Origin of the sequence: Spirosoma spitsbergense DSM 19989 (assembly GCF_000374085.1) — a bacterium.
In the GTDB taxonomy this organism is placed as follows: Bacteria; Bacteroidota; Bacteroidia; order Cytophagales; family Spirosomataceae; genus Spirosoma; species Spirosoma spitsbergense.
Genome location: NZ_KB893389.1, coordinates 36,633 through 60,726, shown reverse-complemented (window position 1 = coordinate 60,726; position 24,094 = coordinate 36,633). Strand labels below are relative to the sequence as shown.

Genomic DNA, 24,094 nt, shown 5'->3' with positions numbered 1-24,094 from the left:
TGTGCATATGAGACAGTGGCAGCTTGCACTATGGGTATGTAGTTTTGGGCTTTTCTGGATAGGTAAAGCGGCTGTGGCACAACTGATTCCTACCTACACCGCCACTATCCAGCCCATCATTATCCGCAATTGTGCCACGCCCTGCCATCATCCGGGTGGGGTAGGGCCATTTAGCTTACTGACTTACCCGGACGTTGCGAAACGGGGCAAATTCATTGCCAAAGTGACCCAGAGCCGCTATATGCCCCCCTTTCCGGCCGACCGTACCTTCCAGCATTACGCCAACGAAAGGGGGTTATCCGATACCGAGATAAGGATGATTCAGAACTGGGTGCAGGGAGGCATGCCGGAAGGAGAGAGGAATGAGGAAAAGTCCAACATAAAACAAGCGGTAAAAGAGACGGACGATTCGGCTGAAGAAGTAAAACCCGATCTTGTTCTGCGCATGAAACCCTACGCCATCAAAGGTGATGGTCGGGAGGATTTTCGGTATTTCCACGTACCCATGAACCTGGCCCAGGATGTATGGGTAACGGCCATTGAGTTTGTACCGGGTAACCGAAAACTGTTGCACCATAGCCGATTGATGGTTGACTCAACGGGGACCATGGCCGGTATTGATGGCATTGCAGAGGATGATGCCTACCTGCTCGATTTTTAGAAAACACCACTGGCCGACGAATTTCTTTACGGTTGGGTGCCCGGCAATGACCGCGTAACCTTCCCGGCGGGGTCGGTCAAACGCATTCGGGCCGGTAGCGACCTGATCCTTAACATTCATTATTCACCTTCGCCCAATGCCGCACAGGACCAGTCGGAGGTACGGTTATATTTCGCCAAAAAGCCGGTGAAGCAAATTGTGCGGACGCTTACGCTTACAGAAAATAACATTACGAATCAGCCCTTTCGGCTGGCGGCTAATACCAGGCCCACCTTTTATATCAACTACGGACCGTTGCCCGATACCGTCCGGCTGTTGTCGGTGCTGCCTCATATGCACTGGCTGGGTCAGTCGGTAAGGGCGTTTGCCATAACGCCGGCGGGTGAGGCCATCAATCTGGTCAGCATCCCGGATTGGGATTACCGCTGGCAACTTACCTACTTCTTCCGTGAGCCACTCGTACTGCCCAAAGGCTCGACCATCATTGCTGAGGCCCATTACGATAATACCGATCAGAATCCACTGAATCCTAACCACCCGGTCCGTACGGTTGGCTACGGTTGGAGCTCAACCGATGAGATGATGAATCTGGTATTTTATTATATCAAATGAGCCATTGAAATAACCACTCGCCACCATTACGATCTTATTTGCGTGTAAACAGCTAAATGATGCCTGTAAAAAACACAGAGGTAGTTTTTCAACAGGTCAGATTTATACGATGCAGGCTACTATTTTCGTTTGAAAAAAGTAGCTTTTACCCTATTTTTAGTGCTTTGTTTTTTCGATTAACAAACCTGCCTCAAACCGCTTTCATTTGGCGTACACCTTATACATGAGAAAATTCTACAGTGCTATTATCTGGGCAGTTCTGCTGGCCATACTACCGGGTTATCTGCTGGCGCAGGGTGTTCGTATATCGGGTAGGGTTATATCGGTGCAGGATGGGCAACCGTTGCCCGGTGTGAATATTCAGGTGAAAGGTACTACCAATGGCGTTAGCTCCGATGCCAATGGGAACTACTCCATCACCGTTCCCGGCAGTACCGCTATACTGCTTGCTACCTCCATCGGACTGGTATCCCAGGAAATTACCGTTGGCAACCGCACAACGATCAACATCCAGATGCAGGAATCCATCAATGAACTGACGCAGGTAGTCGTAACGGGGTATAATACTACCCAGCGAAAAGATATTTCCAGTTCCATTGCGTCCATCTCGCCCGACAAGTTCAAAGACATCCCGGTGGCTAGTTTCGACCAGGCTCTACAGGGGCAGGCGGCTGGTGTGCAGGTGTCGCAATCGTCGGGTACGCCCGGTGGTGGAATCATGGTCAGAGTACGCGGCAACACCTCTATTTCGGCCAGCAACCGTCCCCTGTTCATTGTGGATGGCGTGCCGGTTGAAAACGGAGCACTTACGGGGCGGGATTTTGGTGGCCAGACAGATAATGCACTGGCGCTCTTCAATCCCAACGACATTGAGAGCATCGACGTGCTGAAAGATGCGTCGGCCAAAGCCATTTACGGGTCGCGGGCGGCCAATGGCGTGGTCCTGATAACCACCAAGCGGGGAAAAGCCAATCAGAAAACGAAATTTACGGCCGACGTTCAGCAGGGCATGGTTGATATTATTCGTCGGCCCAATTTGCTGAATGCTACCGAACTGCTGGACTTACAGCGGGAAGCGGTGATTAATGCCGGTCAGGACCCCGATAAACTGGGTCTTATAAAAGGGGTTACCGATGGGCAGAATACCGACTGGATTAACTCTGTTCTGCGAAAAGGCGTTTACCAGCAGTATCAGCTATCCACCCAGGGCGGTAATGACAAAACGCAGTTTTACCTCAGTGGTAGCTACCGCAATGAACAGGGAATTCAACTCAATAGCCAGTTTACCCGCTACACCGGCCAGTTCAAGTTCGACCATAAAGCCACCGACAAGCTTTCGTTCGGCATGAACCTGACACTGTCGCAGGTGAAAAACAAGCGGGTAAAAGGCGATAACTTCCTGGATGGTGTTTATTCGGGTGCGCTGAAGAGTTTACCCTATTATTCACCCTACAATGAACAAGGTAAGCTGTATGGCCCCAATGACCCCGAATATGCGGGTTTCCCCAATTTTAACCCAGTTGGTCAGGCTTTGCTACCGCGTTTTGAAACCTACACCATCAAGATGCTGGTCGGGCTTTACGCCGAATACGAAATCCTGCAAAACCTACGCTTCCGGTCGAAAATAAGTGCGGACTATAATAACATCACCGAAGACCAGTTCGAGCCGTCCACCACGGCTATTGGCGGCTTTTTGCCCAGCGTAGGCGGTCAGGGATACGGCGTTTTCAGTAGCGCAAACGTGTCAAAGATTGTCAATACGAATACCCTGAATTACAGCTACCAACTGGCCGAAAAACATCATTTCAGCGGAACCGCCGGTTTTGAGTTACAGCAGCAGTTTGAACGGAGTGGAAACCTGCAGGGGCGTCTGTTTCCCAGCGATGATTTCACTTACATTCGGTCGGCAGGGATAGTAGACCAGGGCGATTCCTACAAAAACCGCAATGGCCTAATCTCGCTTATTGGCGAAGTCCGGTACGATTATGACGAGAAGTACCTGGCCACAATCACCTCGCGCTACGACGGCTCCTCACGATTCGGGCAGAACCGGCGGTTTGGCTTGTTCCCGTCGGCATCTGCGGCCTGGCGCATATCGTCCGAGCCGTTCATGCAGCAGTTCCGTTTTCTAAACGACTTGAAACTGCGAACCAGTTTTGGGTTTACGGGCAATGAGCAAATTGGCGATTACCAGTTTCTGGGTACCTGGGCGTCGGCTACCTACAGCGGAGCCACGGGCGTTGGCCCGGCTGCCCTAGCCAACCCAAACCTGCAATGGGAACGCACCCGCGAGGCCAATATTGGCCTGGATGCCTCGTTTTACAGCGGTCGGCTGACATTTACTATCGATGCCTATGACAACCTGACCAATAAACTGCTGTTTGCCCAGCCGATTCCGCAAACAACTGGTTTTAGTACCGTGCAGGGTAACATTGGAGAAGTATCGAACCGGGGTGTCGAGCTGACAATTTCGAGCGTAAACATCAACAAGGCGGTGCGCTGGACTACCGACTTCAATATTTCGCATAACGAGAATAAAGTAGTGTCCCTGGCCACCGACCAGCCCGTTTTTCGGGGCTATACGGGTAATGGTGTTTCCAATACCAACGTCATTTTGCCCGGCCAGCCATTGGGAACCTTCTGGGGGCTGAAATTCCTGGGGGTCGACCCGGCGACGGGTGATGCCATCTACGACGATAAAAACGGCGATGGTAAAATCACGCCCGATGATGGGCAGGTAATTGGTAATGCCCAACCCAAACTGTACGGCGGCCTGACCAACCGGGTCTCCTGGAAAGGATTCGACGTGAGTGCATTTCTGCAGTTCTCGTATGGCAACAGTATTCTTAATTTTACGAACGTTACGCTGGTCAATACCGGGTCTGATATTCAGAGCAACCAGTCCCGGCAGGCGCTGAAACGGTGGCAAAAAGAGGGTGACATCACCAGTGTACCCCGTTACGTTTTTCAGAATACCTACAACAACTACACCAGCAGCCGTTTTCTGGAGGATGGCTCCTTCCTGCGCCTGAAAAATGTGTCGGTTGGCTACAACCTGCCTAAAAAATGGATTGAGCGGTTCAAAATAACCAACACCCGGATTTATGCATCGGCCACGAACCTCTGGACACTGACGAACTACTCCGGACCCGACCCCGAAGTGAGTACGCTGGACGGTTCAACGGCTTCGCAGGGGATTGATTTCTTTACACTTCCCCAGGTAAAAACGGTATTTGTAGGCTTGACCATTGGTTTTTAGTAAATGCCCCACGGGCGAAGATAACAATTGCAACATGATTCGTTTCTTTCGATATAGTATCGTTCTGACACTCGCCATTCTGGCCTCATGCCAGCAGATACTGGAGCCTAAACCAGTCGATCTGCTGGTCGATGATCTGGTGTTGAACGAACCCAACGATGTGCAGCCCGTTCGGATTGGCCTGTACAATGCGTTTCGCAGTATGGGTGCCTCTACTATGATTGCAGGCGATTTTACGGCCGATTATATCCAGGCGAATGGTACGTTTAACGACTACATTCAGTTTGGTACCAAACGAATTACGTCTACCAATGGCGTGGTAGATGTTCTTTGGAATAACCTGTTCAGCACCATTTACGTGGCTAATTTTATTCTGGAGCGGCTACCGAACGTTAGTGGGGTTAAAGACGACGTGCGGAAACAGGTACTGGCCGAAGCCCGGTTTATGCGTGGCTGGGCTAATTTTATCGGGGCTTATACCTACGGCGACATTCCCAAAGTAACCACTACCGATAACCAGACCAACACCCAGATAGCCCGCACGGCTAAAGCTGATATTCTGGCTTCGGTACTAGCCGATTATCAGGCCGCGCTGACCGATTTGCCGGATGTTACCTCGGCTTCGACGAACGCTACCACCAACGCCACGTATCTGAATAAAGTCAATTGCCGGGCGGCTATGGCCCGTTTTTACCTGTATCAGAAAAACTGGGCGCAGGCCGAAGCCCTCGCCACGCAGGTAATCAGCTCTGGCGTATATACGCTGTTGACCAATTATTCGGACGTTATCACCAAAGATTTTACGGCTGAATCCGTCCTGGAAGTGGGCTATAGTTTGAGTGACGACCCCGGAACGTCGGCTACCGGTCTGAACAACCTGCTCGTTGGCCGACGGGAGGTTATCCCGTCGAACCAGTTGGTGGCTGCACTCATCTCGACCGAAGCCGGTACGCGGAGCCAGACTATTACCTTTAACGCCCAGCAGCAACGGGCTAGTGATAATGGCTGGACCGTTCGAAAATACGGCACTGCATCGGAAGATAACAACAATATCGTGTATATGCGGCTGGCAGAACTATACCTGATTCGGGCCGAAGCACGGGCGCAGCAGGGCAAACTGACGGGAGCCACCGGCGCCGTTGCTGATCTGAATATACTGCGCACCAGGGCCAAAGCCCCGGCCATAACCCTCACGGCGCAGGCTGATGTATTGCTGGCCGTAGAGCGGGAGCGGGTGTACGAACTGGCATTTGAAGGACAACGGTGGTACGACCTGGTCAGAACGGGCCGGGCACAAGCCGTAATGTCGGCCTTTTCGCCTAACTGGGACAGCCACTACGAACTGTGGCCCATACCCCAGCGGGAAACCCAGCTAAACACCGCGCTGACCCAAAATTCTGGTTACTAACGCAACGGCTCGTTTGCCCACAAAAACATGAAAAAAGAAACAAAACATACCTTTCTACAGCGAATAAGCCACTGGGGGCTAATGGGGATTGCCGTTGCGCTCATTGGCTGGCTATCGGTTGCTTGCGAAACCAGTGACGTCAACCGCGTCTTCGAAGGACCCTATTTTGTCCGGTTCACGGATACACTGGTTACCTACAAAGAGAGTTACAGCCAGCCTATTCCCATTCAGGTACACAACGTTGGGCCAATTCTGGCCGAACCCATCACCATCAATTATACCGTGAGTGGCACCGCCCGGGCGGGCAGAGATTATACTATTCAGAGTACTGAAGGAAAAGTGGTTATTCCGGCCAATAAGAGTACGGGAAATATTGTCCTGAAACTCATCAATAACGCCAACAACATCCTCGAATCGCAGTCGCTCACGTTTACGCTGACCAGTGTTACGCCCAGCACTTTACAGGTTGGGTTTGGGAAGAATAACATCGTGGGGAAACAGCTAACCTTCGTCATTCAGGACGACTGTCTGTTCGGCGGCACGTACACGGGAACCCAGCGATATGGTGCGCAGACCGCCACCGTGCCGAACATTCAGATTACCAGCACCGATTGTAAAAACTACCTCCTGAGCAACTGGAACCTCGTTATTCCGTTCCTGAGTTTCGACGCCCAGCGTCCAACGCTAACCTTTATCGACAATGGTGATAATTCGCTGACGGTACCCTCGCAAACCAATCCGGAACTGGGGCCGACGGATAAAATAGCGGGAACCGGTGCCTGGAACCCTAAAGATCGCAAGATTACGCTGAATCTTCGGTTTACGCTGGCACTCAGCAGCACCAAAGATACGACCCTTACCTACACCCAGACCTATACGCCCCAGTGAGGAATAATTGACCTTTAACGATTCGACAGGATGCGACAGTTTATACGCTTTTTACTAATTCCGGGGGTGGTTGGCTGGCTACTTGGTGGCTGTTCTCAACAGATTGAACCCGTCATTCCAACCTACTCGCAATTGCTGACAGGAACGGAGAAGAAGACCTGGAAAATGGTCTCGATACAGATTATCGACGATGGCAATGCCTCGTCGGTAATTCCGGTAAATCAACTCAATGCAAATCCCTGCATCACCGACGACTTGCTGACGTTTTACGCCGATGCGGAGCATAAGTTTGAAGCCAGTGAGGGAGCCACAAAATGTAATGCGAGCGACCCGGATATATACGTAACGGATACCTGGACGCTGGTCAATGCCAATGCGTCGCTACAGTTTTACATTCCGTTGCTCAATGGGGTATATCCCTGGAAAATAAAAAACCTGACGGCCCAGACCATGACGGTTGAATACTATTTCCCGGATATCAATGCCAGCTATCGGTTTACGTTCAACCCCGTTACGACCAAATAGGTGTATGTTCAGACTACTACTTAGCCTGTTGCTGCTCACGTTACTCAACCCGTTGGTGCAGGCCCAGGTAAAAACACAAACGTTGCCGGTTACCCAGCAGTGTGTGACCATGGAAATGGATAGCCTGTTGCGGGCGCGCCATCCCGAGCTTGGAGCGCTCAACGATTTTGAGCGGGAATTACAGCAACGGATAACGATCATCAACCAGCAAATGAAGTCGGGCCGGTTGCCTGCCGCTCCCGTTATTACCATTCCCATTATCGTTCATGTCGTACACAACGGCGAAGCGGTGGGAGCCGGGCGAAATCTAAGTCAGGCGCAGGTGCAGTCGCAAATTGCAACCCTGAATGAAGATTTCCGTCGGCGCCCTAATACGCGGGGCTTCAACACCAACGCCATCGGAGCCGACATTGAAATTGAATTTTGTGCCGCCGTTCTGGACCGGCAGGGGAGGCCCATGGCCGAACCGGGTATCGACCGGTACAACGGCGCACGGGCCAACTGGAATCGCAATGATATAGAAGGCGTGCTAAAACCCAGCACCTACTGGGACCCGGATAAATACTATAACGTATGGGTTGTGGACCTGAACGAACCGGTAGCCGGGGGTGGGTCAGTGTTGGGATACGCGCAGTTTCCCAGCAAATCCAATCTGCCCGGTATTCCTACCGATAGCCCGGCCAGTACGGATGGGGTCGTTATTGATTACCGTTCCTTCGGAAATTCGGAGAAGGGGAACTTTCCCACCATGCGTAGTACCTATAACCTGGGCCGCACCATGACCCACGAAACGGGGCACTGGCTGGGGTTACGCCACATCTGGGGCGATGCCAATTGTGGCGATGATTTTTGCGATGACACTCCCCCGCAGGCAGCGGCCAGTCAGGGATGCCCAATCGGGCAGGTCAGTTGTGGTGCCACGAATCTGGTGCAGGATTACATGGACTATTCGAACGATGCGTGTATGAACATCTTCACGCTAAGTCAGAAAGCCCGGATGCGGGCGGTGATGGACATCAGCCCGCGCCGGAGCAGCCTGCTCACCTCTGGTGTATGTGGTTCTGTAGTAGCTACCATTCCCGTGGCTAACTTCCGGGCCGAAGCACAACAGGTGTTGCTGGGTGGCTCGGTTCGGTACAACGACCTCTCCAGCGGTTTTCCAACGGCCTGGTCCTGGACCTTCGAAGGCGGGACACCCGCTACGTCCAACGAGCAGAATCCCGTCGTTACGTATTCGCAGCCGGGTGTTTTTGGCGTAAGATTAGTTGTTTCCAACGCAGCCGGTCAGTCAGAGCCTTTGGTGCGCTCCCAATACATTGAAGTATTGAATCAGGGGCTTTGCACGGATATTACTAACTTCAATGGCACGCCCACCATCCTGCGCGATACCAGTCGGATTGGGTATGTGGCCGGACAGAATGGTCGCCGGGTACAGGCTGTTTCCGAGTTTTTTGCCAACAAACTGGGCTACCTGAACCTGGCCGGAGCCGCCCTGAAATTCGGGGTTGCCAAAGCCGCCAAAGGGGCCACCAGCGAATCGGTTGTAACGGTAACGGTCTGGAACGGGCGCGGTTTTCAAAATGGTCCCGGTGCTATTCTGGGCCAGAAAGATGTACCCCTGCGCGATATTCTGGCGGACGTAGCCGCTAACCGGGCTACCACCGTGACCTTCGACCGGAATGTACCGGTCAGTGGCTTACCCTTCCATGTCGGTGTCTCGTTTCCGTACGCATCGGGTGATACTGTGGCCGTTATCACGACTAAAAACGGTCAGTCGCTGTTTGCCACCTCGTGGCAGCAAAACCGGCAGGGCAACTGGCTGCGCTATGCGGATAGCCTGGGCCTGAACGTAGCGCACGATATTACGGCCCGTGTTGGACAGAAGTCCTCGGTGCAGGTAGCGGCTTCGTCTATATTCATCAACCCCGGCGAAACGGTTACGCTCAATGCACGGGGTGCGGGTCTGTACACCTGGACGGGACCAGCCCTGAACGCCACGCTTGGTCCTCAGGTCGTGGCTCAGCCTACCCAAACGGCTTCCTATACCGTTTCTGGTACGGGTACGGACCTGTGCAGCACCTCGGCAGTGGTAACGGTGAATGTTCGGGTGGGTGCGGTCACGGCTACCACGCCCTTGGCGGAACAGGCCCTTCAGGTAACGCCCAACCCCAGCGATGGGCAGATGATGGTGTCTTTCAGCAGCCCGCTGCGCGGTGTTCTCACACTGGGCGTTCGTACGGTGGCAGGTACGGAAATCGTCCAGCAAGCGCACCAGAAAACAACGGACACCTTCCAGCAACCCCTCGACCTCAAATACGCTCCCAGCGGTGTATACTTCGTGGAGATACGAATGGGAGAAGCCGTATTCAGGCGACGGATTGTTAAGCAGTAAAAACATATAGGGGGCAGGTTTGAGAATCTGCCCCCTATATGTTTTTACTGCTTAACAATCGCTGAACTGTGTCAGGCCATGGGGTGAATAGAACCGGGCGGCCGGAGCCGGGGAAAAGAAAAATCTTTTATCTGCACTATCATGACTGACCAATTTGATTTCGAGTCCTTCAAACAAGCGGCTACCAAGCGGGGCGGTCCGTGCCGGCCTCTACGAAGGAAAACCATTGACGGGCGAAAACGGACTATTCGTGCCCTTGCTCAAGCACTTTTTAGAGTCCGCTATCTTTGAGGAGCGATCAAACACCATCGCTTCGATTAACCCCGCTGACACAGTTCAGCGAGCATATTCACCCACCTATTCTATTACTTTCCCTTCTCCTGCCTTTCGAACCTGCTCAAAGCAGTTACCAGTTCGTCCAAACAACTACCAACATGAAACTCTACATCAAATACATGGTTACCAGACGCTGTAAACTAATTGTGCAGGCAATCCTGTATCAACTTGGACTGGCTTACAGCGTAGTGAAATTAGGTGAAGTAGAGCTCAAGGAAGCTATTACCGCTAAGCAGCGTGACCAATTGAAAATCGCTTTATTGGTATCGGGACTCGAACTAATGGACGATAAAAAAGCCATCCTGATTGAAAAGATAAAAACCACGGTTCTTAACATGGTAGAGTACACAGACTCACCATCTAAACTAAAAAACTCTGAGTATATCAGTAAAAAACTCGACTATGATTATAACTACCTGTCCAACCTGTTTTCTCAGGTGACGGGTAGTACCATTGAGCAGTACCTTATCCTTCAGCGTATTGAGAAGGTGAAAGAACTGCTGCTGTATGATGAACTGAGTCTTAGCCAGATAGCGTACAAACTGCATTACAGCAGTGTGGCACATTTATCCAATCAGTTCAAAAAGGTCACCGGCCTAACCCCTACTTTTTTTAAACAAATTAAGGCTCAGCACCGGGAAGCTCTTCACAATGAGGTACTACTGTTTCTGTAAAACTTAAGATGTGAGATGGTCGGGGTTAGGGGCACCCCAAAAAAAGTCAAATCCACTTTCGTCAGAAGTCGGTAAGGAACAACGCATTGAGATGCGCCTTTTCGACTCAAACCATGTGCTGATTCGGGAACGTCAGCAACGGAAATTAAGCCAGGAATATATTCTGGCCTGAGGGGCTTCTTGTTGCTTGTCATACAAATTTGCCCTTTTGCAACAAGCACTCACTACAAAGTTTATCTGAAATAGAGACTGAAATAGGAAACTACTTCTATCTTTGTTACCGTATAATGAGTATATATAATATATAGTTTTTAATTTAGCACCTTAGATAACTAGACAATTAATTAGTGACATCTTCCCTGATTCCCCCTAACGAGACGAAGCGATTAGAAGCTTTACACCGGTATCAAATTCTGGATACACTGCCTGATAAGGCTTTCGATCGACTCACTGACTTGGCATCACTGATTTGTGAGACACCGATCTCACTCGTCACGTTGCTTGATAAGGAGCGACAATGGTTCAAATCGCGGGTAGGCATGGAAGAAGAGGGAACCAGTCGGGATGTGGCTTTTTGCCGGTACGCTATTTTGGATAGCCACATCTTTGAGGTGGAAGATGCCGTACAGGATGTTCGCTTTAAGGAAAATCCATTAGTCACATCCGGCCCCAACATCCGATTTTATGCCGGATATCCGCTGGTTGACCCTGATGGATATGCTTTAGGCACACTTTGCGTAATCGATCGCACACCCAGAAAGCTTACAGAACCTCAACAGAAGGCATTGGTGATGTTGGGTGACATCGCCATAACGCTTATCGTTGAAAACCGTCAAAAACAGGAACTGGCCTATTTTGATCGTCTTTTTACGCTCTCCAATGATTTGATTTTCGTCGCTGGTACCGACGGGTATCTCAAAAAAATAAATCCAGCTTTTCATCAGGTAGTAGGCTGGGATGAAGACTACCTGTTAGCCACGTCTTTTTTTGAGTTGGTTCACCCTGATGACCGATTAGCCACGCAACAGGAACTCAATCAGTTAAGGATGGGTAACATAGCCATCACGTTTACCCACCGCTTCCAGTGTCAAAATGGTTCTTACCGCCATCTGCAATGGGTCGCTACACCCGAGCCGGGAACGGGCTATCTGTTTGCGATTGCCCGGGATGTTACCGAATCCTGTCTACAACGGGAGGAATTGCAAAAAGCCAAGCAACAGGCTGAACAGGCCAGCGTCGCTAAATCCGAATTCCTGGCCAATATGAGCCATGAAATCAGGACCCCGCTGAACGGGGTAATCGGTTTTACCGACCTGGTTCTGAAAACAGCGCTCAACGAAACCCAGCATCAGTATCTGTCCATTGTCGACCAATCGGCCAATGCGTTATTAAGCATTATCAATGATATTCTGGACTTTTCTAAAATTGAAGCGGGTAAACTGGAACTGGCTATGGAGAAAATAGATATCTACGAAATCAGTAGCCAGGCCGCCGATATTATTACGTATCAGGCTCAGCATAAGGGGCTTGAAGTGCTATTGAATTTGCCCGCCGATTTGCCCCGGTTTATTTATACGGACTCTGTGCGCTTAAAGCAGATCCTGACCAATTTACTGGGCAATGCCATCAAATTCACCGAGAAAGGAGAAGTTGAACTAAAAATAAAGCCGTTAACCGATCCTGCCCAGGAAAATGTCACCTTCCGTTTTGAAGTGAGAGATACGGGTATTGGCATTAAAGCTGACATGCAGGCGCGCATCTTTGATGCTTTCTCGCAGGAGGATGCCTCAACGACAAAAAAATATGGAGGAACCGGGCTTGGCCTGACCATCTCCAATAAATTGCTGGGCTTGATGGGCAGCCGTCTTGACCTGGTGAGCGAACCCGGAAAAGGAAGCTGCTTTTCGTTCGACCTACGGCTTAAAACAGCCACCGGTGATCCGATTCACTGGCCGGATACTACTTTACTTAAGCATGTACTGATTGTCGATGATAATGAAAACAATCGTCTGATTTTACGGCAACTATTTTTATTAAAACAAATTAGTGTTGATGAAGCCAGAAATGGTTTCGAGGCCCTTCAACTGCTAGCTAAGCATGGGCCGTATGATGTGATTCTGATGGATTACCATATGCCTTTTATGGACGGCCTGGAAACCATTGAAAAAATCCGGGGAAATTTCTCCTCGGTTACCAATCAACAAGCCATTATTCTCCTGCATAGCTCATCGGATGATGAACGCCTGATTAAAGCGAGTGAGTCATTGGCGATCAATCAGCGTTTGGTGAAGCCGGTTAAAATGAAGGACTTGTTCCATGCTTTATCCCACTTAAGCCAGCCAAACGATAGTCTTTTGTCTATGGATACTAACACGCCGGTTCAGGTTGGCAGGCATGCCATCAGCATATTGGTGGTTGAAGACAACAAGATAAATCAGTTGCTGGTTAAAACTATCGTTATAAGACTAATACCCCATGCACAGATCCTGGAGGCTGGTAATGGGCGTGAGGCAGTAGACCTGTTCAGTAAGCAACGACCAGACCTGGTCTTGATGGATATCCAAATGCCGGGTATGAATGGGTATGAAGCTACACAGCTTATTCGGCAATTGGACCCGTCTCATCAGGTTCCGATCATTGCCCTGACGGCTACCACTGTAAAAGGAGAACGAGAGAAGTGTCTGGCAGCGGGTATGGATGATTTTATGACAAAACCCATTGTTGTAAAGTCACTAGTCTCTCTCTTTGAGAAATGGCTGAAAATACAACCCGTCGAAAAACAGGTGATCGATTAGGTGAGAGCCCTGTTACGCACTTTAATGCTCAAGTTTTAGTAACTATAACAGGGCAGGATCTGGATTTGCTAAAGGAGCTTCTGAAAGCGGCTGATATCGAGCTTAACAGATCATTGTCAGTACTTTTTTAACAGGCGGGAACCAGGAATCTGGATGGGTTAAAATCGGCAGGCCACAAGCTCCAGGGAGCTACGTTGAGTAAGCTGGCTCAGTTAGCCTACCGATTGGAGCAGCTGGAACGTTTCGAGTCTGGCTCAGTAGATGACTCGCTAAACCATACCCGATCGGAAACTAGTCCGGTCATTTTCTTAATGAAGGAAGTCCTGAAAACGGTCTGATTCGACTCCCATGCTGCTTACTAAGTTTGACGGATAGTAAAATCAAGCATTGTTCCAGCCCAGATAGGAGCGTTGCTTGTTAGGGTTAGCGCCTGGCTCTGTTCTTGTATGAACAGAGCCAGGCGCTTTGCTACACGTAAGGACCGACGAAATCGATCAAACAACGGGTAAGGACATTTTGGCCGAGCGGCCTGAGTTGAGCAAACTACCTGAATTGATTCACGAAGGCGACACACTTGTCATTCGGAAAGTAGCCTATTTTTTGGAGTGCTATTTGGTGAGTCTGTTGATGGGAATAGAGATAAAGCCAATCCGTGATACCGCTTCCGCAACGGCGGCTCGGCGAACGTTCTGTGGTTTTCTCCACACCGCAAAATAAGCGTCGCCTAAAATTGAGCCATCGGCGGTCCGATTTTGTGCAATCTCTACCCGCCAGCCGTGTTCTTTCTCAACATGCTCAATGAAACTAACCTTATAACCATGATCAGCCGCAATTATCTCTAGCCGAGGAACTTTGCCTTTCAGTCTGTCAACCACAAGTCGACCAGCCTCATTGTCCGATACATTAGCCCCTGTCACAGCTAAAGCCCACATCGGCATGCTGACCTGTCAGCTTCGCGCTGTTTTCGTTGAGCCGAACGTATAACCCGCCGGCCGTGTACCCGCCACAGTGGGCGTTCTGGGGTGGTCTGGCTAACTCTATACCCGACGATAGGGCTGGGGTAGAACCCATTTAAAGTAACATCAGTAGATCGGTATCGATTCGGGATTTTATCCCAAAAACCGGGAAAATGGCTCTTTTGCTGGTTTCACTGATATACTTATCCCTTTACCCGATGCTCATTACCCGCTTTAAGGTACTAGTTCCGTCAGGCCTGTTAGCACGTCGTTTATCTCCTTTGGGAATTATCCTGCTCGGTTTATTACCCATGCCGGGGTTTAGCCAGCCCCCACTTGCATCGTGTCGGGCGGTGTTGAAAAATGATACCCTTACCCTGGAAAACAACCAGATAGCCCGCCGGTTTCGCTGGAATAACGGCCAACTGATCACCCTGAGCCTGACCGATAAACAACAGTCGCAAACCTGGCAATGGGCAAGTCAGGATCCTGACTGTGTTTTTCCCGGCCATAGTATGCCCACCGGTACGGGCACCCTGGAAACCAAACAAATTATACAGCAGCCCAACCAGACAGACCATCTCGAAGTGAGCGTAACCACCCAACTGGGTACGCTGGAGCTTCGGCGGGTATTTGCCATTTACCCGGCCATTGCGGCCCTGAACTGTACTTTTTACCTGCGGGGCAAGCCCTCCGAAGCCTGGCAGCAGGCCGTAAAACAGGCTGGCGGCAGTCTGGATTTCAGGAACATTGAGTCGCAGCAGGATATGAACCGGCTCACGACTACCACGCCAACGATGGATAAGCTGGCGCTGGCCGGCAACCACTGGCGTGCGCGGGCCATCGAGTTTACCGATATGACCGACCGGAACAATACGCTCGTCACCGAAAAACCGTATAACCTGTATCGTCAGCCAGGTTTTTTGCGGGGTAATCTGCTCTGGCTGACTGATGGTCTGACTGGCTCCCGGCTTTTTGTGCTCAAAGAAGCGCCGACGTCGGCGGTGCAATTGGCCAACCCGGGTTTCGATTTTATGGTCAAAGCGGGGAGCATTCAGACGGTTGGCGTGGGCATTTTACCCACCGATCTGCTCGATGAGAAGCGTAATCCGGCCGACTGGCTGCGGGGTTACGGCTACACGCTGGGGCTTGGTGGGGCCTCGGAACTGGCTTGTTTGCGGGTATTGCGTAGTTATCAGGATGCCAAACACCCCCGACAACCTGACCGCGATGAGATGATACTGATGAATACCTGGGGCGACCGCAGTCAGGATAAAAAAGTGGGCGAAGCCTTTACCATAGAAGAATTGAGGCAGGCGGCCCGGCTTGGTGTGACGCATTTGCAACTGGACGACGGCTGGCAAACGGGCCGCTCGGCTAATTCGGCCTTTAAGGGTGGTTCATTAACGGCTATCTGGCGCAATCCCAATTACTGGAAACCTAATCCGGAACGGTTTCCCAACGGCCTGAAACCGGTGCTGGAGGTGGCCAAACAAGTGGGCGTGGAGATTGGCTTATGGTTTAACCCCAGTATTGACAGTAGTTTTCAGAACTGGAAAAGCGATGCCCAGACCCTCATTGGCCTCTACCGCGATTATGGCGTACGAATTTTTAAAATTGACGGGGTCCAGATTAATGACAAGGCAGGCGAAGTCAACTTCAGGCACTTTATCGACTCCGTGCTGACGGCGACCAACTATGCCGTGGCCTTTAATATGGACGTAACGGCGGGGCGACGCAATGGCTACCATTACTTTAACGAATACGGAAATCTATTTCTCGAAAATCGCTATACCGACTGGGGGAATTATTACCCGTACTGCACACTGCGTAACCTTTGGGATTTGTCGAACTATGTGCCGCCCCAAAATCTTCAGATTGAGTTTCTCAACAAGTGGCGCAATGCCGACAAGTACCCGCAGGGCGATCGGTTTGCGCCCGCCAATTACTCGTTCGACTATTTGTTTGCCAGTACCATGGCCGCCCAACCGCTGGCCTGGTTTGAGGGGACTGGCCTGCCCGCCGAAGCGATGCAGACGGCCCCGCTGATTAAGACCTACCGCCATAATCAGCGGGCGTTTCACAGTGGGCAAATCCTGCCCATTGGCGACGAACCCAGCGGGAAAGCCTGGACGGGCTTTCAGTCTATTGTTACGGACAAGGAGGGTTTTTTACTGGTTTTCAGGGAATATAACGACCTGGAAACCAACGCCATAAAAACGTGGCTACCCGCCGGAAAACGGGTGCAGTTACAGCCCCTGGCGGGTAACGGAAAAGCAACCAACGGCGTGGTTACTGCCGATAATAAACTAACAGTGTCGTTGCCGGAGCGTAATAGTTTTGGCTGGTTCCGGTATAAATTAGTCGATTGATAACCGTTTTACCGCCTGCCTATGCATACCCTAACCCGAAGATCGGCCCTGAAAACAACGCTGGCTGGCCTCACAACGGCCTGGCTGAGTCTGTTGGTTGGTTTTGAGACGCCGAAACCGAAATTCGCGTTCTCCACCCTCGGCTGCCCCAACTGGGGGCTGGATACGATTCTGAAAACAGCCGTCGATAGTGGCTATCAGGGCGTTGAGTTTCGCGGATTAATGGGCGATCTCGACCTGACCAAAAGCCCGGCGTTCAGCCTGGCAAACCGATCCCGCAAACCGCGGGATCGGTTTGCCAGGCAGGGTATTCGCATCTGCGATCTCGGTTCGTCGGCCCAATTGTACCATGTGGATGCCGCTAGGCGAAAACAGTAGCTCGACGAAGCCAGGCGGTTTATTGACCTTGCCCACCAACTCAATTGTCCGTTTATGCGGGTGTTTCCCGATCAGCTACCCGCCGACCAGCCCCGCCAGAAAACGCTTCAACTTATCAGTGAGGGGTTGCAGGAACTCGGGCAATATGCCCATGGCAACGGGATAGGGATGCTGCTTGAATCGCACGGCGAACTGACCCGGAGCGACCTCTTGATCCAGATTATGCAGCCCGCCCAAAGCCCAAACGTGGGGCTTATCTGGGATATTGTAAATATGTGGGTTGATGCGCAGGAAGCCCCCGCCGAGGTGTATATCAACCTGAAACCTTACATCCGGCATATCCACGTCAAAGACGTCCGCATCGTGAAGGGCACTCATCAATACGTACCCATTGGTGCCGCTGAGGCTCCACTCCGGGAGGCTATTACGGCACTGAAAATCGGTAATTTTGACGGGTATTACAGCTTTGAGTAGGAGAAACGCTGGCACCTCGAACTCCCCGAGCCTGGGCAGGTGTTCCCCGGTTACCCAACGGCCATGAAAGCCTATTTTTGAGTAGTGTTCACCATGCGCTTATGGCCCGATTGGCAGGAAACCTTCGTTCTTCCGGTACTCAGCGGGCGATACGCCCATCTGCTTTTTGAACAGCCGCGAAAAATAGAACGGATCATCTATACCCAGTTGCGAGGCCACCTCGTTGACGCGTAAGTTGCTGAAGTGAAGCAACTGGCAGGCCCGCTGGATGCGGAGGTGATTAAAATACTCGATGGGCGCGTAGCCAGTGTCCTGCTTGAACTTCCGCGAAAAAAACGAGATCGACAAATGAGCTGACTGAGCAATATTGTCCAGTGTTAGCGGATTGGCCAGGTTGTCCTGCATAAACTGAATGGCTTTGTCGGTGGTATTGGCCTGTACCGCAACCCGTGCTTTGGGTCGGAAGTTATCCGGCAGGATAAACGAAGCCAGAAAATAGGGCAGTGTCAGGTTGGCGAAGAGCAGGTTCGACTGGCTGTATCCATTCAGAAACGTAGCAAATATCAGGTCGAAGAGCGTAATACGTTCGTCCGAAAAAACCACCCGGACAACCTGGGGCAGGTTATTCCGATTGCCCATGGCGGCCCAAACGGATTCGTGGCAGTCTGTACCGTTGATATGGAACCAGTAAATAGTCCACGGGTTATCGGGATCGGCCGCGTAGGAGTGGGGTACACCCGGCGCAATGGCATACACATCGCCCGCCTGTAAGGTTACCCGGCCGTTGGGTACCTGAACCCAGCCGAGTCCGTCGGTGCAGTAAATCAAAATTACCTGCGACATACCCGTTGGCCGTTGCCAGTAATGGTATAACGCCTTCGGGAAAAAACCCATTTGGGTGATAAATAACTTGTTTATCAGGGGCATTGTGCGGCATTTCTCGACCACCTCCTTCGGAATCTCGATCATCCGTTCGCCGGTAAATCCCCGCCCTTTTCGATTATGTCTCTTTGTCGGCATCGCTCAGCCTTGATTTCTTGTCGAAGGTAAAATAATCCATGTTTACGCCAAAATACTTCATTTCTCCTGTCCCAGAAAAGGTGAATTTTGTGAGCATAAAATACAATTAGTCGGCACCCTCGCGCGGCAAGGGGCTCTTCGGAAATCAAGCTTATGAAGCGTGTCCTGTGTTTATTTTTACTGAATTTCGTCCTGTTGTCAGTTGCGCTGGCGCGCTATGCACCGGTGGCGCCCTATGCAATATGGACCAATTCAGAACTGACCCTGAACAATGGCGTGGTGCAGCGAACAATAAAGCTACCCGCTTCAGAAGGACCGTTTTTAACCACTACGTATAAGCCCGTTACGGGTGGTTTTCGTTATTTCCAGCCAATAAACCCCGATTTTGGGTTTGAGATAAACGGCATTTTGTATAGCGGTTCCGGTGCCTGGAAACAGGTGGGTATTCAGCGCATCAGCGATGCCCGACAGGGCGATGGAGCGGCTGTGACCATCCAAAGCAAAGATGGCAAAGTTGAATTGACGCTGCGGTTTTTGTTGTACCCTGACTCACCGGCTATTCGTAAAAATCTGGTTATTAAAAACCTCACCAACGAAACGGTGCCGCTTGAATCGGTAGATGTTGAAAAATTCAGCATCACCGATTATAACGCCACTACGTTTAGCTGGATTTGTCACGATTACGGTCGCCGACGGGCGATTGGCCCCTACGATGGAAACATGCAGGATGCCCTCCTGACGGTTCACAACAGCGACTGGCAACAGGGAATTGTGATTGGCAATGAGGCCGCTGGCGTGGTGAAGCACACATCGGTTTTCTGGAAAGAACCGGTGATTCTCAGTGGACTAACGCACAAAGATGCCCGCTACCCGTTTCGGAAATACATCGATAAAGGGGAGTCATTTACGACACCTCAGGTATTCACGATGGTGTACAACAACCACAAAGACCCCGACGAAATCCTGAACACGGCCGTACCCGATTTCATCAGAAAACATATGGGCATCCGCCTGTCAGAACTGATCCAGAAACCCACTTTTGTCTATAACACCTGGGTTCCCTTTCGTAAGGATATCAACGAAAAGCTGATTAGGGAACTGGCCAAAGCAGCCGCCGATGCCGGGATGAAAGAGTTTATTATCGATGATGGCTGGGCGGAAAATTATGGCGACTGGATCATTGACAAGGCCAAATTCCCTAACGGCCTGAAACCCGTTTTCGACTACATCAAATCATTGGGTATGAAGCCCGGCATGTGGGTGAGCGTGGGGAGTGCTTCGCCCGACAGCAAGGTCTACAAAGCGCACCCGGACTGGTTCGTGCTGGACGAAAACCAGCAACCCGCCAACCTGCACGAAGACAACCTGAGTATGCGCACGGCCTGCTTCGGCACCGGCTGGCCGGGTTATATTAAAGAGGTGTTACTAAAACTGGCTCTGGAGTATGGCCTTGAGTACCTGAAACTCGATTTTACGGTAGTGACCAGCCCATACCGATTCAGCAATAAAACGACGGGCTGTTACGCCACCAATCACCCCGGCCATGCCGACCGTAACGAATCGCTGTTTACCAGCTACGAATCCGTCTGGAAACTGTTCGATGAATTACATGCCGCAAAGCCAAACCTGTTTATCGACTGTACGTTCGAGACGATGGGCGGTCTGCAACTGATCGACTATGCCATGCTCAAACACGCGGAGGGTGACTGGCTATCTAATTTCTACGGCCCACCCGATGTCAATGTCGACCTGCGCGTTCGGAATATGGCCTGGTGGCGTTCTCCCGCTATGCCCGCTACGGCATTGGTCATTGGTAATCCAGAGATGCAGGATGCTGGTTGGGAAATGCACATCAAATCGCTGGCCGGTGCCCTGCCCATCATGCTCGGTGACCCCCGCAAACTATCCGGAACTGAACTGAAAAAGTACCGGGCCTATGCCGACTGGCTTCAGGCTATGCAGATGAAACACGATTTTATGAGCTACCGGCAGGATTTAGCTGGTTTCGGGGAGCCCATGGACGGCATGTGGGACGGTTTTCAGCGCGTCAATACCGACACCAAACGGGGTGGTATTGTGGGTATATTCCGGCAGGGGGCTACCGAAACGAAGCGAATGGTGACGGTCGGGCAATTAGACCCGGCAACCACATATCAGGTGAAAACAATGGATGGCAAAGCCGTGACTTCTCTGACGGGAAAGGCGCTACAAACGACTGGCTTTCCCGTAACGATCAACTGGTTGTATGCCGGAGAGCTTTTTGAGATTCAATCGATAGACCGCTGATTTTTATGATTGTTAAGACGGATTATGATTTTTACGGTTGTTGGCAAAGACTTTACGTTTTTGTTGCGGTTCACGGCCAAAGTTGAGCAGTAAACCGACTTCAATTTCGGTGGCCTTGAGATAGTTAGTCAACTGGGCTTCATGCTCCAGCGCAATTCCTTCAGCAGCTTTCAACTCAATAATAACGCAGTCATTAACAATCAAATCGGCGTAGTACAAACCTACTTTCTGGTCGTCGTAAAAAACATCAATGGGTTGTTGCCTTAGACAGTTCAGACCCAGTTTATGGAGTTCGAGGAGCATAGCGTTTTCATAAACTTTTTCCAGAAAACCATATCCGAGGGTATTATACACTTTGTAAAAAGCTTTCAAAATCAACTGAGTAATATCAGAATGCTGGTAGTTACTATTCATAGCTGTCCGTAGGTCGCAATAAAATCTTAATAATCATAAGAATCCGCGTTCCATCAAAATCCGCCGGTCCTGTTCCATCAAAATCAAATGCCATGATAAACAAGCCATTAACACCCGAACAAATCGACCAGTACAACCAGAACGGTTACCTCATTATCCGCAACTTCCTGAATGGGGAGGAGGTCGAAAAATTATACCATGTCGCCATTGATGACAGTACCGCGAGCAGACACGCCATCAACGTCAACGATAGCACGGGGAAACGCAGTAAGCTATCGCTGTGGTACAACCCCGGCGATGATACCTACGGGCTGCTCACCCGTAGCCAACAGTTGGTCGATTCGACCAATGCCCTGCTCGATGGCGACACGGCAGTCTGTCATTTTCATTCCAAACTGATGCAGAAAGAACCCCGCGTGGGTGGAGCCTGGGAGTGGCATCAGGACTATGGCTACTGGTACAAAAACGAATTTCTGCTGCCTAACCAGATGATGTCAGTGATGGTGGCTATTACCGATGCCAACATCGAAAACGGTTGCCTCCAGGTCATCAAAGGTTCGCACAAAATGGGTCGTGTTGAGCACGGCTTTGCCGGCGAACAGGTGGGCGCGTCGCAACATTACGTCGATCTGGCTCTGAAAACGATGGAACTGGTATATGTGGAGTTGAAGGAGGGCGACGTTCTCTTCTTCCATAGCAATATTCTCCATCGATCAGAAGCTAATTTATCGGACAAACCGCGGTGGTCGATGATTTCGTGCTACAACCGGCAGGCCAACATCGGTTACAACGATTCGGCCTCCTCAATGTCGAGCATTACACCCATTGAGGTAGTGCCTAACGATGCCCTGCTGACCTGGGGGACCGCTGGTCTGGCCGAAGAAGGCGCCGATTTTCTGGCTAAAGAAGCCGATGTGGCATTGAAGTAGAAAGGGTGGGATACGGAGATGAACTGAGTTTTCTCACTTTTATTCTTTTTCCTCGGTGTCTCTATTTTTATTAAAATTCTCATGGCTGTTATTATGAAAAAGGAACTCACGAAATCGGAGCATACTCACCTCTGGAATGATTTTCGTGGCGGCAGCCGGGACGCTTTTTCGCGCATATACGACCTGTTTTCGGGCGACTTGTACCGGTATGGCTACAACCTGGTGCGCAACCGGCAGGTGGTCGAAGATTGCCTGCACGAACTTTTTCTGCATATTCATGAAAAGCGGGAGAAACTGGGGCCAACCGATAATATTCTGTTTTACCTGTACCGGGCGTTGCGCCGGAGGCTGCTGGATACCGTTGGGCGATTGAATAAACTCGACTCCGACGACTATCTGTTTACGGATGCCGCTTTTCTGGTGCAGCCGTATGAGCGCACGCTGATTGAAAGTGAGCTCGTGGAACGGCAAAAAGAGCTGGTCGTTATGGCCCTGAATGAACTGCCAAAACGCCAGAAAGAGATTCTATACCTGGTATTTATGAAAGGACTGACCTACCCACAGGCTGCCGAGGTGATGGGGATTTCGCTGAAGAGCGTCTATAACACCATCAACATAGCCTTGACGACCCTGCGGTCTGGCGTTCGGGCTTCGTTTGAGAGTAAAGGGGCTTTTCTGAGTTGTATCAGCCTGCTGGTTAGCTTCCTGCTGGCGATTCGATTACTTTGATTACCCACTTTCCAAGCCATATACAACAGCCTAAGCCTACCTGTTAACCCTGTTTATCCCGCAATACACATGATGAATCGTCGATGTTTTTTAGGAGCTACGGCTGGCACAATTGCCTTTACTGATTACTGGCAACCGAATGATAATAAGCCGTTGGCTGGCCAGCGGGTATTGGGTATTCACGACTGGGCATTTTCGTCGGACAAGCCAAATTATGACTGTTTCCCGATACTCGACCAGGTGTTTAACGATGTGAAATACGCGGGGTTCGATGCCATCGAATTGATGGAAGTTAGCCTGCGGCACGATGATTCGGTTGAAAAAATTGGCGACCTGATTCAGAAAACCGGCGTAGCCGTAAGCGGGGCATCTTACGGTCAACCGATGTGGAACAAACAGAAACAGGCCGAAATTATTGACGATGCGGGTCTGGTTATCGAACGAATCGCCAAACTCAAGGGGCGCACATTAGGCATTTCCGTGGGCGATGCCCGACGCAAAAAAACGCCCGAAGAACTGGATGTTCAGGGCGAAACGCTGCAAAAAATTCAGGCTATTGGCAAACAGCATAACGTGGTACCTAACCTGCATAACCACGTCTACGAAGTCGCCGATGGGCTTTACGACCTGAAAAATACGCTGGAGCGCGTACCAGACATAGCCCTTGGTCCCGACCTCGACTGGCTGTTTCAGGCGAAGGTCGATGTGCCGACGTTTCTGAAAGTGTACAAAGATAAAATTGTATCGATGCACCTCCGCGACCACCTCTGGACGGGTGTCTGGTCGGAATCGGTGGGCGAAGGCATCATGGATTTTGGCGCGATTGCCCGCGAGTTGAAAGCGCTTAATTATTCGGGCGACATGCTGGTCGAGCTGGCGTTTCCAGCGGGTTTTAAACCAACGCGCCCCATTCGCGAAAGCCTGAAAATGAGCCGACAGACCATCAAAAAACAGTTTGGCGTGTAAGGCGACCAACATTTTTACAT

At 50.8% G+C, this 24,094-nt stretch carries 19 protein-coding genes and 2 pseudogenes; 18 read left to right on the top strand and 3 right to left on the bottom strand.

Going from position 1 to position 24,094, the window contains the following annotated elements; genetic code table 11:
• Nucleotides 1-7 precede the first annotated feature (7 nt).
• From B157_RS39570 to B157_RS37945, 11 genes and pseudogenes are all read left to right on the top strand, one after another.
• Nucleotides 8-661: a hypothetical protein gene (locus tag B157_RS39570; RefSeq protein WP_020601714.1), complete on the top strand. Its 654-nt coding sequence runs from the start codon at nt 8-10 to the stop codon at nt 659-661.
• 36 nt (nt 662-697) lie between these two features.
• Nucleotides 698-1,273, top strand: a complete 576-nt coding sequence (locus B157_RS39565) for a hypothetical protein (protein ID WP_020601713.1) — start codon at nt 698-700, stop codon at nt 1,271-1,273.
• A gap of 223 nt (nt 1,274-1,496) precedes the next feature.
• On the top strand, nt 1,497-4,532 hold the full coding sequence (locus B157_RS0102015; protein ID WP_020601712.1) for a SusC/RagA family TonB-linked outer membrane protein: 3,036 nt from the start codon (nt 1,497-1,499) through the stop codon (nt 4,530-4,532).
• A gap of 34 nt (nt 4,533-4,566) precedes the next feature.
• Complete coding sequence (locus B157_RS0102010) at nt 4,567-5,940, top strand: RagB/SusD family nutrient uptake outer membrane protein (RefSeq protein ID WP_020601711.1); 1,374 nt, start codon at nt 4,567-4,569, stop codon at nt 5,938-5,940.
• Nucleotides 5,941-5,967: 27 nt separating this feature from the next.
• The gene (locus B157_RS0102005; protein WP_041951847.1) at nt 5,968-6,828 is read left to right on the top strand and encodes a hypothetical protein; all 861 of its coding nucleotides are present in this window, start codon (nt 5,968-5,970) and stop codon (nt 6,826-6,828) included.
• Between the two features lie 30 nt (nt 6,829-6,858).
• Nucleotides 6,859-7,353 carry a hypothetical protein gene (locus B157_RS0102000; RefSeq protein WP_020601709.1) on the top strand — a complete coding sequence of 165 codons (495 nt, stop codon included), beginning with the start codon at nt 6,859-6,861 and terminating at the stop codon, nt 7,351-7,353.
• A 4-nt stretch (nt 7,354-7,357) separates the two neighbouring features.
• Nucleotides 7,358-9,745, top strand: coding sequence for a M43 family zinc metalloprotease (locus B157_RS0101995; RefSeq protein WP_020601708.1), 2,388 nt, complete (start codon nt 7,358-7,360; stop codon nt 9,743-9,745).
• Nucleotides 9,746-9,886: 141 nt separating this feature from the next.
• Nucleotides 9,887-10,049, top strand: a pseudogene (locus tag B157_RS40360) (IS256 family transposase); the annotation flags it as partial.
• A gap of 130 nt (nt 10,050-10,179) precedes the next feature.
• Nucleotides 10,180-10,755: a helix-turn-helix domain-containing protein gene (locus tag B157_RS0101990; protein WP_020601707.1), complete on the top strand. Its 576-nt coding sequence runs from the start codon at nt 10,180-10,182 to the stop codon at nt 10,753-10,755.
• Nucleotides 10,756-11,102: 347 nt separating this feature from the next.
• Nucleotides 11,103-13,550 carry a hybrid sensor histidine kinase/response regulator gene (locus B157_RS0101985; protein ID WP_041951846.1) on the top strand — a complete coding sequence of 816 codons (2,448 nt, stop codon included), beginning with the start codon at nt 11,103-11,105 and terminating at the stop codon, nt 13,548-13,550.
• Nucleotides 13,551-14,015: 465 nt separating this feature from the next.
• Nucleotides 14,016-14,267, top strand: coding sequence for a hypothetical protein (locus B157_RS37945; RefSeq protein WP_157618274.1), 252 nt, complete (start codon nt 14,016-14,018; stop codon nt 14,265-14,267).
• Nucleotides 14,268-14,453: 186 nt separating this feature from the next.
• Here B157_RS37945 and B157_RS37940 read toward each other — a convergent pair whose 3' ends face one another.
• A complete protein-coding gene (locus B157_RS37940; protein ID WP_157618273.1) occupies nt 14,454-14,621 on the bottom strand; it encodes a hypothetical protein in 168 nt (55 codons plus the stop codon).
• A gap of 103 nt (nt 14,622-14,724) precedes the next feature.
• On the opposite strand from B157_RS37940, the gene B157_RS0101975 reads away from it, so the two are divergent.
• The 3 genes and pseudogenes from B157_RS0101975 to B157_RS39555 form a co-directional block, all read left to right on the top strand.
• Entirely contained in the window at nt 14,725-16,878 is a 2,154-nt protein-coding gene (locus B157_RS0101975) for an alpha-galactosidase (RefSeq protein WP_211224971.1), read from the top strand.
• Nucleotides 16,879-16,899: 21 nt separating this feature from the next.
• Complete coding sequence (locus tag B157_RS39560; protein WP_020601703.1) at nt 16,900-17,256, top strand: hypothetical protein; 357 nt, start codon at nt 16,900-16,902, stop codon at nt 17,254-17,256.
• Nucleotides 17,257-17,271: 15 nt separating this feature from the next.
• A pseudogene (locus tag B157_RS39555) lies at nt 17,272-17,730 on the top strand (sugar phosphate isomerase/epimerase family protein); the annotation flags it as partial.
• A gap of 99 nt (nt 17,731-17,829) precedes the next feature.
• Here B157_RS39555 and B157_RS0101965 read toward each other — a convergent pair.
• The gene (locus B157_RS0101965; RefSeq protein ID WP_026308418.1) at nt 17,830-18,750 is read right to left on the bottom strand and encodes an AraC family transcriptional regulator; all 921 of its coding nucleotides are present in this window, start codon (nt 18,748-18,750) and stop codon (nt 17,830-17,832) included.
• 153 nt (nt 18,751-18,903) lie between these two features.
• On the opposite strand from B157_RS0101965, the gene B157_RS0101960 reads away from it, so the two are divergent.
• Nucleotides 18,904-21,036 (top strand): glycoside hydrolase family 36 protein, encoded by a 2,133-nt coding sequence (locus B157_RS0101960; protein WP_020601700.1) that lies wholly within the window; start codon nt 18,904-18,906, stop codon nt 21,034-21,036.
• A 12-nt stretch (nt 21,037-21,048) separates the two neighbouring features.
• Here B157_RS0101960 and B157_RS0101955 read toward each other — a convergent pair whose 3' ends face one another.
• Nucleotides 21,049-21,450, bottom strand: a complete 402-nt coding sequence (locus tag B157_RS0101955) for a GxxExxY protein (protein ID WP_020601699.1) — start codon at nt 21,448-21,450, stop codon at nt 21,049-21,051.
• A 92-nt stretch (nt 21,451-21,542) separates the two neighbouring features.
• Between B157_RS0101955 and B157_RS0101945 the strand changes: the two genes are divergently transcribed.
• The 3 genes from B157_RS0101945 (at nt 21,543) to B157_RS0101935 (ending at nt 24,074) form a co-directional block, all read left to right on the top strand.
• Nucleotides 21,543-22,379 carry a phytanoyl-CoA dioxygenase family protein gene (locus tag B157_RS0101945; protein ID WP_020601697.1) on the top strand — a complete coding sequence of 279 codons (837 nt, stop codon included), beginning with the start codon at nt 21,543-21,545 and terminating at the stop codon, nt 22,377-22,379.
• Nucleotides 22,380-22,472: 93 nt separating this feature from the next.
• The gene (locus B157_RS0101940) at nt 22,473-23,108 is read left to right on the top strand and encodes an RNA polymerase sigma factor (protein ID WP_041951852.1); all 636 of its coding nucleotides are present in this window, start codon (nt 22,473-22,475) and stop codon (nt 23,106-23,108) included.
• A gap of 69 nt (nt 23,109-23,177) precedes the next feature.
• Entirely contained in the window at nt 23,178-24,074 is an 897-nt protein-coding gene (locus B157_RS0101935) for a sugar phosphate isomerase/epimerase family protein (RefSeq protein WP_157618272.1), read from the top strand.
• The last annotated feature ends 20 nt before the right edge of the window (nt 24,075-24,094 follow it).

What these genes read in the sequence shown, in the direction of transcription:
- B157_RS39570 (WP_020601714.1), top strand. Translation starts at nt 8, where the DNA reads ATGAGACAGTGGCAGCTTGCACTATGGGTATGTAGTTTTGGGCTTTTC.
- B157_RS0102015 (WP_020601712.1), top strand. Translation starts at nt 1,497, where the DNA reads ATGAGAAAATTCTACAGTGCTATTATCTGGGCAGTTCTGCTGGCCATA.
- B157_RS0102010 (WP_020601711.1), top strand. Translation starts at nt 4,567, where the DNA reads ATGATTCGTTTCTTTCGATATAGTATCGTTCTGACACTCGCCATTCTG.
- B157_RS0102005 (WP_041951847.1), top strand. Translation starts at nt 5,968, where the DNA reads ATGAAAAAAGAAACAAAACATACCTTTCTACAGCGAATAAGCCACTGG.
- B157_RS0102000 (WP_020601709.1), top strand. Translation starts at nt 6,859, where the DNA reads ATGCGACAGTTTATACGCTTTTTACTAATTCCGGGGGTGGTTGGCTGG.
- B157_RS0101995 (WP_020601708.1), top strand. Translation starts at nt 7,358, where the DNA reads ATGTTCAGACTACTACTTAGCCTGTTGCTGCTCACGTTACTCAACCCG.
- B157_RS0101990 (WP_020601707.1), top strand. Translation starts at nt 10,180, where the DNA reads ATGAAACTCTACATCAAATACATGGTTACCAGACGCTGTAAACTAATT.
- B157_RS37940 (WP_157618273.1), bottom strand. Translation starts at nt 14,621, where the DNA reads ATGGGTTCTACCCCAGCCCTATCGTCGGGTATAGAGTTAGCCAGACCA.
- B157_RS0101975 (WP_211224971.1), top strand. Translation starts at nt 14,725, where the DNA reads ATGCTCATTACCCGCTTTAAGGTACTAGTTCCGTCAGGCCTGTTAGCA.
- B157_RS39560 (WP_020601703.1), top strand. Translation starts at nt 16,900, where the DNA reads ATGCATACCCTAACCCGAAGATCGGCCCTGAAAACAACGCTGGCTGGC.
- B157_RS0101965 (WP_026308418.1), bottom strand. Translation starts at nt 18,750, where the DNA reads ATGCCGACAAAGAGACATAATCGAAAAGGGCGGGGATTTACCGGCGAA.
- B157_RS0101960 (WP_020601700.1), top strand. Translation starts at nt 18,904, where the DNA reads ATGAAGCGTGTCCTGTGTTTATTTTTACTGAATTTCGTCCTGTTGTCA.
- B157_RS0101955 (WP_020601699.1), bottom strand. Translation starts at nt 21,450, where the DNA reads ATGAATAGTAACTACCAGCATTCTGATATTACTCAGTTGATTTTGAAA.
- B157_RS0101945 (WP_020601697.1), top strand. Translation starts at nt 21,543, where the DNA reads ATGATAAACAAGCCATTAACACCCGAACAAATCGACCAGTACAACCAG.
- B157_RS0101940 (WP_041951852.1), top strand. Translation starts at nt 22,473, where the DNA reads ATGAAAAAGGAACTCACGAAATCGGAGCATACTCACCTCTGGAATGAT.
- B157_RS0101935 (WP_157618272.1), top strand. Translation starts at nt 23,178, where the DNA reads ATGATGAATCGTCGATGTTTTTTAGGAGCTACGGCTGGCACAATTGCC.